The organism is Clostridioides sp. ES-S-0006-03 (assembly GCF_020662275.1).
Lineage (GTDB): Bacteria > Bacillota > Clostridia > Peptostreptococcales > Peptostreptococcaceae > Clostridioides.
On record NZ_JADGMM010000002.1, the window covers coordinates 293,551 to 313,256 of the forward strand.

13 protein-coding genes, 1 tRNA gene and 3 riboswitches are annotated in these 19,706 nt (G+C 28.3%); of the genes, 11 read left to right on the forward strand and 3 right to left on the reverse strand.

Annotated elements, in window-relative coordinates; translation table 11 throughout:
* Positions 1-66 precede the first annotated feature (66 nt).
* Together IR151_RS03510 and IR151_RS03515 are read right to left on the reverse strand one after the other, a co-directional pair.
* On the reverse strand, positions 67-864 hold the full coding sequence (locus IR151_RS03510) for a MetQ/NlpA family ABC transporter substrate-binding protein (RefSeq protein ID WP_227433118.1): 798 nt from the start codon (positions 862-864) through the stop codon (positions 67-69).
* 113 nt (positions 865-977) lie between these two features.
* Positions 978-1,085: riboswitch (SAM riboswitch) on the reverse strand.
* A gap of 90 nt (positions 1,086-1,175) precedes the next feature.
* Entirely contained in the window at positions 1,176-2,162 is a 987-nt protein-coding gene (locus tag IR151_RS03515; RefSeq protein WP_227433120.1) for a lipoate--protein ligase, read from the reverse strand.
* Between the two features lie 168 nt (positions 2,163-2,330).
* Positions 2,331-2,507: riboswitch (Lysine riboswitch) on the forward strand.
* 144 nt (positions 2,508-2,651) lie between these two features.
* On the opposite strand from IR151_RS03515, the gene IR151_RS03520 reads away from it, so the two are divergent.
* The 6 genes from IR151_RS03520 (at position 2,652) to IR151_RS03550 (ending at position 12,790) form a co-directional block, all read left to right on the forward strand.
* Positions 2,652-4,382 carry a Na+/H+ antiporter NhaC family protein gene (locus tag IR151_RS03520; protein WP_227433123.1) on the forward strand — a complete coding sequence of 577 codons (1,731 nt, stop codon included), beginning with the start codon at positions 2,652-2,654 and terminating at the stop codon, positions 4,380-4,382.
* A 111-nt stretch (positions 4,383-4,493) separates the two neighbouring features.
* Positions 4,494-4,574: transfer RNA gene (locus IR151_RS03525), tRNA-Leu, on the forward strand.
* A 657-nt stretch (positions 4,575-5,231) separates the two neighbouring features.
* A riboswitch (glycine riboswitch) is annotated at positions 5,232-5,336 on the forward strand.
* A 206-nt stretch (positions 5,337-5,542) separates the two neighbouring features.
* On the forward strand, positions 5,543-8,017 hold the full coding sequence (gene gcvPA / locus IR151_RS20100) for an aminomethyl-transferring glycine dehydrogenase subunit GcvPA (protein WP_255621466.1): 2,475 nt from the start codon (positions 5,543-5,545) through the stop codon (positions 8,015-8,017).
* Complete coding sequence (gene gcvPB / locus IR151_RS03540) at positions 8,017-9,474, forward strand: aminomethyl-transferring glycine dehydrogenase subunit GcvPB (protein ID WP_227433125.1); 1,458 nt, start codon at positions 8,017-8,019, stop codon at positions 9,472-9,474. Before gcvPA ends, gcvPB begins: the two co-directional genes overlap by 1 nt.
* Before the next feature lie 170 nt (positions 9,475-9,644).
* On the forward strand, positions 9,645-10,199 hold the full coding sequence (locus tag IR151_RS03545; RefSeq protein ID WP_227433126.1) for a DMT family transporter: 555 nt from the start codon (positions 9,645-9,647) through the stop codon (positions 10,197-10,199).
* Positions 10,200-10,432: 233 nt separating this feature from the next.
* Complete coding sequence (locus IR151_RS03550; RefSeq protein WP_227433128.1) at positions 10,433-12,790, forward strand: HAD-IC family P-type ATPase; 2,358 nt, start codon at positions 10,433-10,435, stop codon at positions 12,788-12,790.
* 96 nt (positions 12,791-12,886) lie between these two features.
* Here the strand turns inward: IR151_RS03550 and IR151_RS03555 are convergent, their stop codons facing one another.
* A complete protein-coding gene (locus IR151_RS03555; RefSeq protein WP_227433130.1) occupies positions 12,887-13,204 on the reverse strand; it encodes a pyrimidine/purine nucleoside phosphorylase in 318 nt (105 codons plus the stop codon).
* A 284-nt stretch (positions 13,205-13,488) separates the two neighbouring features.
* Between IR151_RS03555 and IR151_RS03560 the strand changes: the two genes are divergently transcribed.
* The 5 genes from IR151_RS03560 to IR151_RS03580 all read left to right on the forward strand — a co-directional run bounded on the left by IR151_RS03560 (position 13,489) and on the right by IR151_RS03580 (position 19,699).
* Positions 13,489-14,169, forward strand: a complete 681-nt coding sequence (locus IR151_RS03560; RefSeq protein ID WP_227433132.1) for a response regulator transcription factor — start codon at positions 13,489-13,491, stop codon at positions 14,167-14,169.
* Positions 14,156-15,646 (forward strand): sensor histidine kinase, encoded by a 1,491-nt coding sequence (locus IR151_RS03565; RefSeq protein ID WP_227433133.1) that lies wholly within the window; start codon positions 14,156-14,158, stop codon positions 15,644-15,646. The genes IR151_RS03560 and IR151_RS03565 overlap by 14 nt, the downstream gene beginning before the upstream one ends.
* A 204-nt stretch (positions 15,647-15,850) precedes the next feature.
* Complete coding sequence (locus IR151_RS03570) at positions 15,851-16,726, forward strand: ATP-binding cassette domain-containing protein (protein WP_227433135.1); 876 nt, start codon at positions 15,851-15,853, stop codon at positions 16,724-16,726.
* Positions 16,726-18,972, forward strand: a complete 2,247-nt coding sequence (locus IR151_RS03575) for a M1 family aminopeptidase (protein ID WP_227433138.1) — start codon at positions 16,726-16,728, stop codon at positions 18,970-18,972. Before IR151_RS03570 ends, IR151_RS03575 begins: the two co-directional genes overlap by 1 nt.
* Complete coding sequence (locus IR151_RS03580; protein ID WP_227433139.1) at positions 18,965-19,699, forward strand: hypothetical protein; 735 nt, start codon at positions 18,965-18,967, stop codon at positions 19,697-19,699. Before IR151_RS03575 ends, IR151_RS03580 begins: the two co-directional genes overlap by 8 nt.
* The last annotated feature ends 7 nt before the right edge of the window (positions 19,700-19,706 follow it).

Sequence of the window (19,706 nt, forward strand, 5' to 3'; positions counted from 1 at the left end):
GGTAGCACTTAACAAGTCAATATTCAACAAGATTACAATAATAATATTAAAATTATACTAATTCTACTAAAAAACAGGAATTACAATTCCTTTGTATTTTTCTTCAATTAAGTTTCTTGCTTTATCTGATGTAAGAACTTCTTGTAGAACTTTAATTTTTTCACTATCTTTATCTTCACTTCTAAATGCTAAAAGATTAGCATATTCATCATTTACCGGTGCTGTGTAGATTCCATTTTTCTTAGCATCAAGACCAGCAGGTACTGCGTAAGTAGTGTCTATAAATGCAGCAGTTACATCTGGAAGAGAAGATGGTATTTGAGCAATATCTAATTCTTTGAATTGTATGCCCTTTGGATTTTCAATTATATCTTTAGGACTAACTAAATTATTTTCTTTAGGTAAAGTTAAAAGTCCTATACTTTCAAGATATCTAAGGTCTTTAGAACAAGAAGATGGATTGTTGCTTATTGCAATTGTATCTCCCTTTTTAAATTCATCAACAGATTTTATTTTGTAAGAGTAAAGTATCGCTGGGCATACATATAGTTTAGTTCCTGCCATTATTTTATAACCTTTAGCTTTAACAGCTTCTTTTAGATAAGGTTCATGTTGAAATAGATTTGCATCAATTTCGCCATTATTTAAAGCTTCATTTGGAAGTATGTAATCGTCAAAGTTCTTAACTTCTAAAGTATAACCTTTTTCTTCAATCAGTGGTTTTAGTTCCTCTAACAACTCTCCACCTGGAACTAAAGTAGCACCAACAACAATTTTTTTATCGTCTTTAGATTTTGAACATCCAACTACAGATAAAGTAAATACTAGACATAATAACAAGCTTAATAATTTTTTGAATTTCATAAAAATTCCCTCCTGAATATAATTGATTAGTTAAAAATAAAATACCCTCTTTTTATCACATTGTGAAAATAAAATAAGCCTGAGTGTAAACTCAGGCTTTAAAAGCTAATTTAAACTCATCTTTCAGTACAATACTGCAGGATTTAGCACCAATGTATATTAAAAAATATACTGGTTGCTGGGTTTCACAGGGCCAGTCCCTTCACCACTCTGGATAAGAAGTATTAATTTTTAATTATGTTATACATATTAGCATGATTTTTTGTATCTGTAAACATAATTTTATAAATATTTTAAAGTTTTTGTTATTTCTATTTAACACCCAAAATTCCAGAAACTAAAATATTAGTATCAGCACCCAAGAAATAGTCATTTATTTCAATAGCATCTAAAATAGCTCTCAATGAATTCTCCTCATGCTTTGTACCAATAAGTTTATCTTCTACAAAAGATACATCACACTTCCCAAAGAAATCTCCAAAAAACTTTATACTAGTTATTATACCTTTATCAACATTTAAATTAAATTCTACATTTCCACCAGCATATTTTAATTCATTTGAAAGAGAGTATTTTGGTGAATTACCAAAATTCCAATCCCAAGTTTCATATTTTGATTTAGTAAGTTTTTCTATTTCTTCTATGTCATATTTACTTAGAGAGTAATTTGTATTACCAGTATTTGTTGAAGAAAGATAATTCATTATAGCATCTTTAAACTCAAGTATATCCATATCAGACTGTAAATGTTCGCTTATATTGGTTACACGAGACTTTACAGATTTTATGCCTTTACCTTCAAACTTTATGGGTTTTACTTTTAGTGCATTTGAAAGGTCATTTATTTCAGATGAAAATAAAAGTGTCCCATGATGCATCACTTTATTTTTATAGTTATGTTGAGCATTTCCAGAGAATTTTTTACCTTCTATAAGAAGGTCATTTCTTCCAGAAAACTCAGCATTGACATCTAAGGTTTTAAGCAAGTCTATTATTGGTTGAGTGAATCTTCTGAAATCACTAAAGCTATTATTATTACAAGCTATAAATGTAAAGTTTATATTTCCTAAATCATGAAATACAGCTCCTCCACCAGATTGTCTTCTAACAACTGGTATTGAATGTTCTTTTATATATTCTAAGTTTATTTCAGAAAGTGTATTTTGATTTTTTCCAACGATTATAGAAGGTTCATTTCTCCATAAAATAAATAAATCTTCGTCAAAGTTTTTAAGTAGATATTCTTCCATTGCTAAATTAAAATAAGGGTTTGTTTTTTCATTGTAAATTAATAACATTAAAGTAATTCCTCCATATAATTGATAAAATTTTTTTAGCTGATTTTAGTACAATTATTTTTATAATTCGACAATAATATAAAAAATCCTTTAAAGTAAAATTTTTAAAACTTCCTTGCAAATTTTAAATAAATAATATATACTCAAAATATATTTAATAAAAGTGAATAAAAGGGTAGAGGCGCAATAATCTATCAGTACCAATAAGGAGTTAAGCACAAAGAATTATTGGGAAAGGGGATATTGCCGAAGTTTTATAATCGATGCTTTAAGATTATATTGCTGGGGGTACATAAAATATATGTACAACTGTCACAGGTTTATTTGTGGTGAGCTATCATTTAAGGAATTATATTATATTTGTTTTTAGTATTATCAATGTATTGTAATGTTTAAGCCTTGAGTGTTTACCACTCAAGGCTTTTTTATTTTATCATAACCCATAATACCCTATATAATTCACAAAATTAAAAAGAGAGGGAGATTTATATGAGAAATAAAAAATTTAACATTATTTTTCTGACGACAATTATGTTTATAATGTCAACTGTAATGGTATTTGCAGAGGAAGATATAGATACCATTGCACTGGCTAACGCAGAAAAATTTGGAATTTTAACTTTAATACCACCATTAGTTGCTATAATACTTGCATTTATAACTAAAAATGTAATAATTTCTTTATTGCTAGGAATTCTTTCTGGAAGTTTTATAATTCAAGTCAGTGGAGTTAATGTATTTGCTGCATTTATACAAGCGTTTTTAGACTTAGTAGATAGAGCTTTAGTATCTCTATCAGACCCGTGGAATGCAGGGATAATACTACAAGTCTTAGCAATTGGGGGAGTAATAAATCTTGTTGCCAAGATGGGTGGTGCTAAGGCTATAGCTGAAGCACTTGCAAAGAGAGCAAAATCAGCTAAAGGTACACAGATTATAACTTGGTTTTTAGGTCTTTTAGTTTTCTTTGATGATTATGCTAATTCATTAATTGTAGGACCTATGATGAGACCAGTTGCAGATAAAATGAAAATATCAAGAGAAAAATTAGCATTTATAATAGATGCTACAGCAGCACCAGTTGCTGGGCTTGCTATAATATCTACATGGATAGGTCTTGAAGTTGGTTTGATACATGATGCTTTTGAAAGTATAAGTGTAGATGTTGATGCATTTGGCATATTTTTAAATACAATACCATTTAGATTTTATAACATATTAATATTAGCATTTATTGTAATTTCAGCGTTATTATTAAAAGAATTTGGACCAATGAGAAAAGCTGAAATAAAATCTAGAAGTAGAAAAATTGGTACAGACCTTGATGAAGGTGTTGAAGAGTTGGATGATTTAGCTCCAAAAGATGGAGTGAAATTAAGTGTATGGAATGCTATAATTCCAATAGGTACATTAATAGTAGTTGCACTAGCATCATTCTATTATAGTGGATATGCATCTATAATGGGAGGAGAAGATAAGACTTTAATACAATTATTTACAAATTCGCCATATTCTTTTGAAGCAATCAAAGAAGCGTTTAGTGCATCTGATGCATCTAGAGCATTATTCCAATCTGCATTAGTTGCAAGTTTAGTTGCTATTATAATGGCTGTAGTTAAGAAGATTTTTACAGTATCAGAAGCAATTGATGTTTGGATAGATGGTATGAAAAGTTTAGTAATCACTGGTGTAATATTAATACTTGCTTGGTCATTAAGTTCAGTAATAAAAGAGTTAGGTACAGCTAAATTCTTGATACATTTATTATCAGGTTCACTGCCTCCATTCTTACTACCAAGTTTAATATTTGGATTAGGAGCAATAATATCTTTTGCTACTGGAACTGCTTATGGAACAATGGGTATACTTATGCCACTTGCGATACCACTTGCATATTCACTAAATCCTGACATGTCTTATGTAATAGTAAGCACAAGTGCAGTTTTAACAGGTGCAATATTTGGAGACCATTGTTCTCCAATTTCAGATACAACAATACTTTCTTCAATGGGAGCTGGATGTAATCATATAGACCATGTTAATACTCAAATGCCATATGCTATATTTACAGCAGTAATTACTATTGTATTTGGATATATACCAGCTGGATTTGGATTGCCAATATATATAGTATTGCCAGTTGCTATAGCAGCTGTATTTGTAGGTCTTCAAATTATAGGCAAGAGAGTAGATGAAGCAGAAATAGAACTTGCAGAATAAGGCTGTAAATGAATTTTACCTTTTATTATCATTATTTTGTTTATTTTTAGATAATTTAAAAAAGTTATTGAAAATAATAGCGAAATATAGTAAAATAAAAGAGTAATATAAGCGGATGTGGCGGAATTGGCAGACGCACTAGACTTAGGATCTAGCGCCATTGGCGTGGGGGTTCGACTCCCTTCATCCGCACTTTACAGTACTTAGTTGTGCTGAAAAAAAACTGGGGTTGCTGGCTTTCGGAGTGGGCTATCCCGTTTTTATTTTTTGATAAATAACTATATTAAATTAATAGGGATACCTAATGATAGGAATTTGCTATATTGTTATTTTTAGAAAACTTGTAAAAAGCTCAATAAGTTCTTTTTGTTATACAAAAATAAAATTACATATACAACATTTAAAATGTATGTAAATAAAGGTATAAAATTTTATAGCAATGTATTTTAAAAGTATAAAATGATTAAAATTTTAAGAAATATTCAAATCACATAACCATTCAATAGTTGTAATTCTATTAAAAATATTCTATTTTAAAAATCTTATTTTTCACAAGTTTAAAATTGTAAACGATTTCATCAAGTGTATGAATATACTTTTAACATGTTATAGTAAATCTCGATACAAATTTACATTTGGTTCTTTGTGTGTTATTTTAATAATAAATTAAGTGAAAATGTTATTTTGCATTAATATATAATATGTTTGCAGAAGAGTGAATAATATAAAAGAGAAATAATTGATAATAAAAACTTAACAAAAAAATTAATACATAAAAAAAAATAAATATAATGTGTTGACATTTGATTTAAATATTCATAAAATAAAATTGAAAATAAATATTTCCAAGTGAGATTAGCGAGAGAGACCTTTATACAAAAAGGCGCCGAAGAAGAAATTTAAGAAATGCCAATTCTTAGAGAAGCTTTCAGGCAAAGATATCGCTAATTGATGGGACTCTGGAGAGACTTAAGTTAAATACTATAAGTCACCGAAGAAGCAGAATAATATTAAATTATTAAATCTTTCAGGTATACAAACAGGGATATATAGGCTAGGATTATTTCCTATGCTTATATATTTTTTTTATGGGAAAATACAGGACATAATGGCGAAGTTGCTTAAATAGAATAAGTTTAGTTTTATAGGGAGGGTTATATATGAATGAATTAAAAAGAGTACCTTTGTATAATACACACAAAGAGCTTGGTGCAAAGCTTGTTGAATTTGCTGGTTGGGAAATGCCTTTAGAATATGAAGGAATAAACAAAGAGCATGAAATGGTTAGAAAAAGTGCAGGTATATTTGATGTATCTCACATGGGAGAGATAGAAGTAAAAGGAGTAGAATCAGAAAAATTTATACAAAATCTAGTTACGAATGATATAAGTGTATTAAAAGTCAATGACGTCATATATACACCTATGTGCTATGAAAATGGTGGAGTAGTTGATGATTTATTAATATATAAGTTTGGGGAAGAAGATTATTTGTTAGTAATAAATGCAGGAAATATAGACAAAGATGTTGCATGGATAATGAAGCAAAGTGAAGGGTATAAAGTAAATATAAAAAATATATCTAATGAAGTTTGTCAATTAGCAGTTCAAGGACCTAAAGCAGAAAAAATTCTTCAAAAAATCACGGACATAAATTTAGAATCAATAAAATTTTATAAGTCAATGCCAAAAATAAAAGTATCTGGATACTCTTGTTTAGTTTCAAGAACAGGATATACTGGAGAAGATGGTTTTGAAATATATTGCAAAAATGAACATATAAAAGCAATTTGGGATGAAGTCCTGAAAGTTGGAGAAGAAGATATATGTCCAGCTGGTCTAGGTTGTAGAGATACTTTAAGATTTGAAGCAGCTCTACCTCTATATGGACATGAGATAAATGAACACATATCTCCACTTGAAGGAGGATTATCTATTTTTGTAAAAGTAAATAAGGAATCATTTATTGGCAAATCAATCTTAGCAGAAGAAAAAGAAAATGGGATTAAAAGAAAATTAGTAGGATTTGAAATGCAAGGTAAAGGGATGCCTAGAAATGGATATGATATAAAAGTTGGAGATAAAACAGTTGGTTTTGTAACTACTGGGTGTGCATCTCCAACAACAGGAAAAATCTTAGGAATGGGAATTATAGATGCTGAATATGCAAAAACAGGAAATGAAATAGGTATAGCAATTAGAAAAAAAGTTGTTCCTGCTATAACAGTTAAGAAGCCTTTTTATAAAAAACAATATAAAAAAGATAATGTTGTAGTAAATAAAGAAAATAAATTTTCATATATACCTGCCACAAATGAAGATAAGGAAAAAATGTTAAAAGTAGTTGGATTAAACTCAGTTGATGAATTATTTTCAGATATACCAGATGAACTAAAATTAAAAAGAGATTTAAATCTAGATAGTGGAAAATCTGAATTGGAAGTTAGTAAAATAGTAAAAAGATTGTCAGAGGAAAATTTAAGTCTAGAAGATTTAACTTGTTTTCTTGGAGCTGGTGCATACGACCATTATATACCATCAATTATAAAGCATATAACTTCAAGGTCCGAATTTTATACAGCATATACTCCATATCAAGCAGAAATAAGTCAAGGAACTTTGCAAGTAGTGTTTGAGTTCCAATCTATGATTGCAGAAATTACTGGTATGGAAATTGCAAATGCATCAATGTATGATGGAGCGACTGCTGCAATAGAAGCATGTATAATGGCAATGAATCAAACTAGAAAAAGTAAAATAGTAGTATCAAAAACTACACATCCAGAAACTTTATCAGTACTAAAAACTTATTTACAATATAAAGATTGTGAAATAGTAGAAATTGATTTTTGTAATGAATATGGAACTACAGATATAGAAAAATTAAGAACTTCTGTAGATAAAGATACAGCATGTGTCCTTATACAAACTCCTAACTTCTTTGGGATTATTGAAGAGATGGAAGAAATAGAAAAAATAACTCATGAAAATAAAGCCATGTTAATTATGAGTGTTGATCCAATATCATTAGGTGTTTTAAAAACACCAGGTGAAATAGGAGCAGATATTGTTGTTGGAGAAGCTCAATCACTAGGAAATCCTCTTAATTTTGGAGGTCCTTATGTAGGATTTTTGGCTAGTAAATCTAAATATACAAGAAAAATGCCTGGAAGAATAGTTGGGCAAAGTTTAGATACAGAAGGGAAAATTGCATATGTATTAACTTTACAAACTAGAGAGCAACATGTAAGAAGGGAAAAAGCAACTTCTAATATATGTTCAAATCAAGCTCTAAATGCTCTTGTAGCATCAATATACATGGCTACTATGGGTAAAGAAGGATTTAAAGAAGTTGGTATGCAATCAATGAAAAAAGCACACTATGCTTATAATAAACTTGTGCAAACAGGAAAATACAGACCTATATTTAAAGGCAGATTTTTTAAAGAATTTGCAGTACAAGGAAATTATAATATAGACACTATAAACGATAAACTTTTAGAAGAAAATATATTAGGTGGTTATAATTTAGAACACAATTATCCAGAATTAAAAAATTCAACTTTACTTTGTGTAACTGAAAAAAGAAGTAAAAATGAAATAGATAAGTTAGTTGGAATAATGGAGGGGTTATAATGAAAGAATATAATAGTTTGTTGATAGATATATCTAAAAAAGGTAGAAAAGCATACTCACTTCCAGAGTTAGATATAGATGATATAAAAATAGAAGATATGATTGACCCAACTATGGCTAGACAAAATGAATTAAACTTACCAGAAGTTGGTGAATTAGAATTAGTTAGACATTATACTTTATTGTCAAATAAGAATTTTGGTGTTGATACTGGTTTTTATCCTTTAGGTTCTTGTACAATGAAATATAACCCTAAAATTAATGAAGATATGGCAGCACTTCCAAACTTTACTGGAATGCATCCATATCAATCTTCAGATACAGCACAAGGGTCTCTTGCTCTTATGTATGATTTATCAAATAAACTTGCAGAAATTACAGGTATGGATGAAGTGACACTTCAACCTTCAGCAGGTTCACATGGTGAATTTACAGGTCTTATGCTTATAAAAGCGTATCATGAAAATAGAGGAGACTATAAAAGAACTAAAGTAATAATTCCAGATTCTGCACATGGAACAAATCCAGCAAGTGCAGCTATGGCGAATTTTGATGTAATTCAAATAACGTCTGATAAAAATGGTGCTGTAGATATAGATGTATTAAAAGAAGTTTTAAATGATGAAGTAGCAGCCCTTATGCTTACTAATCCGAGTACTCTTGGGCTATTTGAAAAAAATATAAAAGAAATAGCTGACCTTGTACATGAAGCAGGTGGTCTTTTGTATTATGATGGTGCAAACATGAATGCTATTATGGGAATAACAAGACCAGGAGATATGGGATTTGATGTAGTCCATCTTAATCTTCATAAGACATTTTCAACTCCTCATGGTGGCGGTGGTCCAGGGGCTGGACCTGTTGGAGCAAAAAAAGAGTTAGTGTCTTTTTTACCAATTCCAATAATCGAAAAACAAGAAGATAAATATGTATTAAACTATGATAGACCAAAGTCTATTGGAAAAATTAAAAATTTCTATGGAAACTTTGGAGTCCTTGTAAGAGCTTACACATATATATTGACAATGGGAAGAGATGGACTTAAAGAAGCTAGTGAAATGGCAGTTCTAAATGCTAATTATATAAAAGAAAGTATAAAAGATGATTATATTTTACCAATAGACACTTTATGTAAACATGAGTTTGTATTAGGTGGACTACCAAGAGGAGAAGCAAATATAAAAACTATTGATATAGCAAAGAGATTGTTGGATTATGGATATCATCCTCCAACAATGTATTTCCCTCTTATTATAAATGAAGCACTTATGATAGAGCCTACAGAAAGTGAGAGTATAGAAACATTAGATAGTTTTATTGAAGCTATGAAGAATGTCGCCAAAGAAGCTAAGGAAGAGCCAGAATTACTAAAAACTGCTCCACATAATACTTTAGTTAAAAGAGTTGATGATGCAAGAGCAGTGAAAAAGCCTATATTAACATGGTCACAAAGATAAGTAATTAAAATAATAAATAATTTAAATATACAAAAACTTTGTATTTGTATTAAAAAGCTATCTAAACTATTTTAAATTAGATAGCTTTTTTGTATATATGTTGACATACATGGTATGTACTGTTAAAGTTTTTTATAGATTACTAGAAAATGTAAGGATTTAAATCCCTCTTGATTTTATGTATGTTTCAACCATTTCTATATTTTATGCTTGAGACATTTGGAGTTAAGTATACATCTACATCAGAAGTTGGAGTTATGATATCTATGATACCAGTAGTTACAGGGATTATGGGAATTATATTTTTAAATGAAAAAATGAACTTAAAACAAGTAGTGTGTATCGTAATTGCAGTTTTTGGAGTTATAATAGTAAATTTACAAAATACAGGTAATCAAACAAGTAGTATACTTGGAAGAATAATGATACTTGCGGCAGTAATTTGTGCAGGTGCATATGGTGTATATGTAAGAAAATTATCTAAAAGTGAATTTACACCAATTGAAATAACAGCAGCAATGCAACTAATTGGAACAATATCATTTACATCAATATTATCAAATATCGCTATGGTAGTATCTATATTTGCAGGAGTATTTTTACTGAATGAAAAGTTCAATTTTTATAGTATTGTAGGAAGTATGCTTATAATAATTTCAGTTATAGGAATGGTTATATATGGTAAAGGAAAACATGAAGATTTGGAAATTGAATATATAAACTAGTTTTATTTTATAGGGAATAAACCTATTTATTCTTTTAACTTAATTTAAACTTAATAAGAATATATCGAAATTCATAAAAAATTTAGGAAATCTTAAGAATTATGATATTTAAATCTTTAGATTTATGTTTTATTATATAAACTACAATAAGATATATTAAACTAAATTAGAATTTTACAATATATTTATAGATATTACTATTAAAGAAAAAGTTAAGTTGAAAGGAGTATAATATGGATAAAGTTAACTTAAAAAGATATAATTGTGATATAAATGTTGGATTAAACAGTGAACAACTTAAAAGTAGAAGAGAAGACAATTTAATTAATGTATTTGACAATGGAAAAACTAAAACATACAAGCAAATTTTTAAAGATAATATATTTACACTTTTTAATCTTATAAATATTGTTTTAGTTTGTTTGCTAGTTTCAGTTGGCTCTTTTAAAAATACCTTATTTATATTTATTGCTGTAATTAATACTATTATTGGTGTGATTCAAGAGATAAGAGCAAAAAGATTGTTGGACAATCTATCTGTTATAGTATCAAGCAAAGTATCTGTTATAAGAGAAAAAGAGAAAATAGAGATTGATGTTCAAGAATTAGTGCTGGACGATATTATGATTTTAAAAACAGGAAATCAAATTTGTGCTGATTCAAAAGTTTTAGAAGGAAAGTTAGAGGTAAATGAATCTCTAATCACAGGAGAATCTGATATTATTGTAAAAAGCAAAGGTGATTTTTTATATTCTGGTAGTTTTGTAGTTTCTGGAGATGCATTTGTAAAAGTTGAAAACATAGGAAAAGATAACTATGCAAATAAGATAGCTAGTGACGCTAAAATTTCCAAGAAACACAATTCTCAACTCAGAAATTCATTAAATGCAATATTAAAAGTTGTTGGTGTAATAATTATTCCTTTAGGAATTATATTGTTTGTAAAACAACATTTTGGAAATGGAGATTCTATAGTAACATCTGTAGTAGGTACTGTGGCAGCTGTAAATGGAATGATACCAGAAGGATTAACTCTGCTTACAAGTATTGCCTTAGCTGTTGGGACAATAAAACTTGCAAGCCACAAGACTTTAGTTCAAGAATTATATTGTGTAGAGACTCTTGCTAGAGTTGACACATTATGTCTTGATAAAACAGGTACAATTACAGAAGGTAAAATGCAAGTTGATGATGTAGTAATGCTTGAAAAAGTTGATGTAAATGAGATTATGGGAAATTTGTGTAATTCTCTTAAAGATGATAATGCGACATTAAATGCTATAAGAGATAAATATGATATTTCAGATACGTATAAAGTTAAAAATTTGATTCCATTCTCATCAGCAAGAAAATACAGTGGTGTTGTTTTTGAAAATGAAGGTACATACTTAATAGGAGCCTTTGAGTTTATTTTTAAAGATAGATATAAAGACTTAAAAATAGAAATTGAAAAATATTCTAAAGCAGGAAATAGAGTAATAGCTTTAGCTCATAGTAACTCTTACATGGAAGATAATAAGATACCTGAAGATATAAAACCGCTTGCTTTTATATTGATATTAGATAAAATTAGGAATGAGGCTAAGGAAACTTTAGAATTTTTTTATAATGAAGGTGTAGATATAAAAATTATATCTGGAGATAATCCAATAACAGTAAGTGAAGTAGCAAGAAAAGCAGGTCTTAAAACAGCTAATAGATTTATTGATGCAACAACACTTAAAAATGATAAAGACATATACGATGCTGTTGATAAATATAGTGTTTTTGGAAGAGTAAGCCCACAACAAAAGAAACAAATGATTGTAGCATTAAAACAACAAAATCGTACAGTAGCAATGACAGGAGATGGTGTAAATGATGTGTTAGCACTTAAAGAAGCTGACTGTAGTATTGCAATGGCATCTGGAAGTGATGCTACCAAAAATGTTTCTAATTTAGTTTTATTAGATTCAAATTTTGCATCCATGCCAAAGGTTGTTATGGAGGGGAGAAAGGTAATCAATAATATTCAAAGAGCATCTTCTTTGTTTTTAGTAAAAACAATCTTTTCATTCTTCTTATCACTATTAACATTATTTTTCTTTAGTAGACAGTATCCATTTGTGCCAATTCAATTATCATTGATTGGAGCTGTAACAGTAGGTATACCATCATTCTTTTTAGCTCTTGAGGCAAATAGAAGTAGAATTTCAGGAAATTTTTTACTTAATATATTAAAAAATGCTTTACCAGGAGCATTATGTGTAACATTAAATGTAATTATTGTTTACAATATAGTCGAATATTTAGGTTATAGTTCAAGTGTATTTTCCACAATGTGTGCTATATTAACTGGTATATGTGGTCTTTTAATACTAAGACAGCAATGCTTGCCATTTAATAAAGAAAGATTATTTTTAATTGTAAGCATGACCATAGCATTTGTTATTGGGATTCTATTTTTAGGTGGATTATTCTCATTTGTAGCTCTAAGTAAAGAGCTAATCCTTATAACTATGGTATTAGCAGTGTTAATGCCGATTATGATAAAAGTTATGTTATTTGTATTAGATGAGATACTAGACACAATAGTTCCAGATTTAAACTAATTTGAGCAATATAAAAAAAAGAGCAACTTAATATTAAATATAGTTGTTCTTTTTTTATTTACATTAAATTTTATATAAGAATATCATATATATTTATTAATCAGCTATGTATGAACAGCAATAGTCAACAACTTCATTAACTTTTAAATCAAAACTTGAATCAGAAGGAACATTAAATTTTTGACCTTCTTTATATGTCACAAATTCATTGCTTCCAGGTAGTTTTACATCCATGCTTCCAGCAAGCATTTCCATTATTTCTTCTTCTCTAGTAGAAAAAGTATACTCTCCAGGTAACATCAATCCTAAAGTTTTTCTTTCTCCATTAGGAAATATTATTACTCTACTACTTACTTTACCATCAAAATAAACGTTTGCTTTTTTTACTGCAGTAACATCTTTAAATTCACTCATTAGACAAATCCTCCAAAATTATTTACTCATATATATTATATAGAAATAATATAAAAATTGCTATATATTTACAAATAAAATTTAGTATTTATAAAAAAAATTAATAAAGATAAAATAAGAAAAAATTCATATTTTTATTATATTGACTTCGCAATTTTATAAATATAATATGAAAAGTACTTAGGAGAAGTACCATATGCTACACATCAAAAACATAAAGATAGTGTATAATCTAAATATGTTATACAATCTAAAGTTTATAATTATAGAAAGAGGGGATAGGCTTGTCAAAGAGAATATTGGTCATAGAAGACGATATAGATATCCAAAATATAATAAAAACATTTTTAGAAAATGCAGATTATACTATCATAACAGCAAATAATGGTCTTGATGGAATTGAAAAGTTTAAAAAGCAACAATTTGATTTGATTTTATTAGACATACTGATGCCAAAAATAGATGGCTTTGTAGTTTGTGAAATAATAAGAAATGAATCTAATATTCCAATTATTATACTTACAGCATTGGATGAAGAAACAGACCAAGTAAAAGGATTTGAATTAAAAGTGGATGATTATATTACAAAACCATTTTCTACAATTGTTCTTCTAAAAAGAGTAGAGGCAGTATTAAGAAGAACTGGGGATAAGGAAGAAAATCATGAAGATAGAGAATTTTTATCATATAGAGATATCAATGTTGATGTTGAAGGATATAAAGTTTTTGTTAATGGTAAACAGATTGAATTGACTGCTAGAGAATTTGAAGTTCTAAAGGAACTAATAGAACACAAGGGGCGTGTACTTACTAGAGAAAATTTAATAAATAGCTTGTGGAAATATGATTTTTTAGGAGATGAAAGGGTTGTAGATACACATATAAAAAATCTTAGAAAAAAGCTTGATGTGAATTACATAGAAACAATAAGAGGGGTAGGATATAGGATTGATGTATTGGATTAAGAAAAGTCTAAATAGAAAAGTTTTTTTAAGTACAACTTTGATACTTATTTTATCCTGTACACTAATTTACATATTTATCATGATGTCAATGCCCAAAACATATAAATCATACTTAACAGATGATATCAAAAAAAATCTGAATGAATTTGTTAAAGTTATTGAGAAGACTAAATATGAGGATTCTACACTTAAATTTTATGATTTTATAATTGAAAATAATGTGTCTATTAATTTAATGAAAAATGGAAAATCAGTAGAAATACCATCTAATATAAAGTATGGGAAATTAGGTGATGAAAATATTATATCAAATAAGAAGCAAAGAACCATATTCAATGAAGATAATTTTTTATATAATTACCTAAATAATAATCAAATTTCGGGAAGTAGTTATGTAAGTGCCATATCCACTGATATTACATTTAAAAATAGTTCAGATAAATATATTCTCTCTGTTATGCCAAAATTGATGGTAGTTTATGAAGCTTCTATGGTTTTATTAAAATTGATACCAGTAGTTGCAATAATGATTTTGATAATATCACTAGTTACTTCATTTATTTATTCTAGAGTAATTACAAAACCTGTTGTCAAGATAAGTAATACTTCAAAAAAAATTGCACAGATGAATTTAGATGTTAGATGTGATGTAGAAAGTGATGATGAAATAGGCTCTCTTGCTTTAAGTTTAAATGAGCTTGCACATAATTTATCAAGCACACTTAATAATCTTGAGCATGCAAATTTAAAGCTTCAAGAAGACATTGAAAAGGAAAGAAAGAATGAAATAAGTAGAAGAACTTTTTTTGCAGCAGTATCTCATGAGTTAAAAACACCAATTACGATTATAAAAGGTCAACTTGAAGGCATGATATACAATGTTGGCATGTATAAAGATAGAGATGCTTATTTAATACATTCACTTAAGGTAATGGAAAGTATGGAAGAAATGGTACGTGAAATTCTCGATATTTCTCGTATGGAGTCATCTGGATTTAAATTAAATACAGTAGAAATTAATATGAGTTCATTAGTACAGAAATCAATACAAAATTACTTAATATTAGCAGAAAATAAGAATATAGATGTTATTACTGATATAGAAAAAAATTTATACTCTTTTGTAGATATAAAATTGATGAAAAAAGCTATTTCTAATATTATTAACAATTCAATTAAGCACTCAAAAAATGGTGTTTTAGTAAGTATAAAATTGTATAAGAATAATGAATGTGGAGTTTTTGAAGTTGAGAATTCAAATACATTTATAGAAGAATCTGAGATAGAAAATATTTTTAATCCTTTTTATCGTGTAGATAAGTCACGAAGTAGACAATCTGGTGGAAGTGGTCTAGGATTGTATATTATTAAAGTTATATTTGATATGCACAAGGTCAAATATAAAATTGAAAATACATCAGTAGGTGTAAAATTTACAGCTATATTTCCTATCGCATTAAAAAATACATTGCAGTAAATATTTTATAAATAAAATAACCCTATACTAAAATTTTAAGGTTAAATTTAAATTTTAGTATAGGGTTATTTTGAGTATAAGAATGTATTTAAAAAGTATTTAGCTACCATATAAAAAACAAGATAAGAACATATTAACTACATACTTCATTTATATAATAAAAAATGTAATAAGAAACTAAAAAACGTGAAAGGTGAGTGAAACATGAAAATTGATGTTAAAAATTTAAATATGATTTATAGAGCAGGGAAGGAAGCACTAAAAGATATAAATATAAGTCTTGAAAGTCCAAATTTGATAGGCTTACTTGGTCCTAATGGAGCAGGTAAGAGTACTTTAATGAAACTTTTGACTTCAAGAATACTTCAAACTTCAGGTCAGATTTTAGTAAATGGTAAACCCCTTAAACAGAATGAAACAGATTTAAAAAGTAAATTAGGATATTTACCACAAGAATTTGGTTTGTATGATGAGTTGACAGTGTATCAATTTCTTGAGTACATGTCAGTTTTAAGAGGTATTAATAAGAACACAAAAAAGATAATAGAAGAAGTTATTAGTCAAACTAATTTATTAGAAAAGAGAAATTCAAAGATTAAGACCCTATCAGGTGGTCAAAAACAGAGAGTTGGAATAGCTCAAGCAATAATGGGAAATCCAGAGTTATTAATACTAGATGAACCTACAGTCGGACTAGACCCTGAGGAGAGAATAAACTTCCGTAATTTATTTTCAAAAAACTCAAGAGATAAGATTGTAATATTGTCCACACATATTATAGAAGATGTTCAGTCTGTATGTAATAGATTGATAGTAATAAATAAAGGAAATGTTCTATTTGATGGAAGTTCTGAAGAGTTAATTAAAAAAGCGGAGAGACATGTTGGAGTTTATGAAGATAAAAATGGAAAAATACATAGCAATAAAACAAGCAAATTTAAAGTTACATCAAGTATTCTTACTACAACAGGGACTTCATATCGTATTGTAAGTCATAAGCTTCCAGAATTTGCGATACCTGTAGAGCCATCATTAGAGGATGCGTATATGTTTTTAATATCTGAGGAGGAGATAAAGTAATGCAATCAATTAAATTTATCAAAGATGAGATAAAGAGGCTTTTTAGCTCAAAGATTACATGGACTTTCATAGTAGTAATAGCACTGATACCAGGTCTATCAATAATAATGTATGAAAATCCTGGATTATTGCCCCAAGGTAGTTCAGGACAATCACTTAGCTTGAGTATACCTGTTTTACTTAATCCAGCAAAGTTAGGGGCTTTAATAGGTACAGTTTTATTCTCAATGTTTACAATATATGAGATGGATAGTATTTATAGAAACAAAACCAATGGTATCATAGAAACTATTATGGATGCTAAAAGTTTAAATTTAGCTAGAGTGATTTCTATTCTTGTATCAACTATAGTATCTGTAATAATTTCGATGATTATATGTTTTCCATATTCTATCATTAAGATGGGTGATAATTTTAGTTTAAGTACTTATCTTATAAACTATTTAGTTTTAATGTTACCAGCCTTATTATTTGGTATTTTACTTTCAGCAGGATTTTATTCTATAACAAGACGTATTGATTTAAGTATGATTATACTCCTTGTTCTAGTATTTTTATCTATAAATATAAAAGATAGTTATCTTATTGATTGGGTACAGACAAAAGTTACTATTTATTCTGATAGCTTTGGGAATACTTTGCAATTAAAAGCTTTATGTTGGAATAGACTACTTTGGAGTTTTATATCAATATCAACGTATTTATTAGGTGTGATATGCACAAGAAAATATGAAAAAAATGTTTTTTCATCTATACTAATTAATATGAAAAAGGTATTACTATCAATTTTAACTATAGTATTAATTGCAGGTTCTTATAGTGTATATGCATTTGAACCATATTATGATGATACTCCTCCACCTAAAATGGAAAAGGTATCAGATAAGAAGTCTGGCTCAGGTGCTGTTATGTCTACTGGTGCTGATGAAAAGCTAAATAAGAATATAAAATTACTTGATTCAGATCTTGATATAAAAATAAATCCTAAAAAGGCAAGATTAGATGGCAAAATACAATACACTATGGAAAATACTAGTGGAGAAAATCAAAACTTGGAATTTGATTTAAATCCTGGATACGATATTAAAGATATTAAGATAAATGGTAAGAAGGCTAAATATGATATTTCTAAGAAGAAACAAGCAGAAGGAAGACTTAGTTTGAATATACCTAAAGAAAAAAATCTTAAAATTGAAATTGAGTATGGAGGGAAATTAATAAACAATCAACTATTTGAAACTATTCTTGCAGGAGATACAATAAGTAAAGATAAGGTTGAGTTACGTAGTAAAGGTTCAATATTTCCAAAACCTAAAGTTGATGCTATGAATACAATGGAATCGATGATTAATGGTAATATAACTCTACCTACTGGAATAACACCTGTAGTAAGTGGAATCAGTACAGAAAAGGTAAAAGGTGATAAAAAGGATAATGAATGTACATGGAAATTTAGCACAAGAGGAATAATGTTGACTATAATAGCTGCAGACTATGTAAAAAAAGATATAAAAGCAGGTGGGATTGATGTGCAATTTTACTATAATAGAAAGCATGGAGATAAAATAAATAAAATGAATGCAGAGAAAATTATAAAAGATTCTATCAATTTCTATACAAAACAATATGGAGAACTAGAACGTTATAAAGTTATTCCGCTTAAGCTAGTAGAAGGAGGAGCCTCATCAGGACAGGTAACTGGAGGAAAAGCACATGAGAATATAAGTTATATGGATGAAAGTATTTTCAACCCAGATGTATTTGATACTCACATAGGAGAGGGAGAAAATGGATCTGAAGTTTTGGCTCATGAAATATGCCACCAGTGGTGGGGGATTATAGTACAAGTTGACCAAATGACACCTCCTTGGTCACCAGAAGGAATAACAAATTATGCAACTAATAAGTTCATGGAATACGAGTATAGAAAAGAGTATAGTAAAAAAACTATAGATAATTGGAAAGAAGAAAATGATAAGCTTAAGAGAAATTTCTATATGAATAATCCGCAGTATTTGGAAAAATTGCCTGAAAATTATGTATTCAATATTTTATCACCTAATTCTATGAGACTTCTATATAACAAAATGCCATTACAAATTTTGAAGGCAGAAGAGATTTTAGGACAAGATAAGTTTGAAGCTATTCTTAAAGACTTATATAACAAATATAAGTACAATATATTAAAATATGATGATTTCTTAAAGGCTTGTAATCTTACAGGGGAGGAATTGAATTTTGAATAATTTAAAAATAATAAAATATGAAATGAAGAGATTGTTATTCTCTAAGGTATATTTGGTTTTAATATTAATAACAGGATGGTTCTCCTACCATGTCCTTAAGACAAAGACAATCTATGGTTTAAACGACACAGCACCATTTTCAGAGTGGAGTTATTCTGGTTTTTTACTTGATGTAAATCCATTTTTACTAGTTATAGTTCTTGTGTTTTGCACGTACATCTTTTCAAAGAGAGAAGAAGCTGTAAGGACAATTACTATGAGCACTAAGATAAAACCTACAACATATTTTTGCTTAAAAAGTGTTACAATAGCAGTTGCGTATCTTCTAACAGTTGCAGTTGTAATTGCAATAAGTTTTATTTTTTACAATAGATTATTTCAATTTAATGATTTTAGTCAATTTATAAAACCTATAATTCTAATTTTAATACCATCTGTGTTATTTATATCAGGTATGGGCATGTTTATTGGTAATATAAATGGAAACTTTCTATATATTTTTATTCCAATAATATTTCTTATAACAAATTCTGGTACACTATCTATTATATCTGGTAAAAATCTAGTGAACTCTATACTAGAGAGTAAAGTTGCAGACACGATGGGTAATCTTGCATTTGATATTCCACAGAGATTTGTAATAAGTAGAATAGCTTTGGTGATTATAGGTATAGGCTTAATAGTTATTGTATGCAAAGCATACAATAAAACTAAAATTAAAGCTTAGAAGGGTA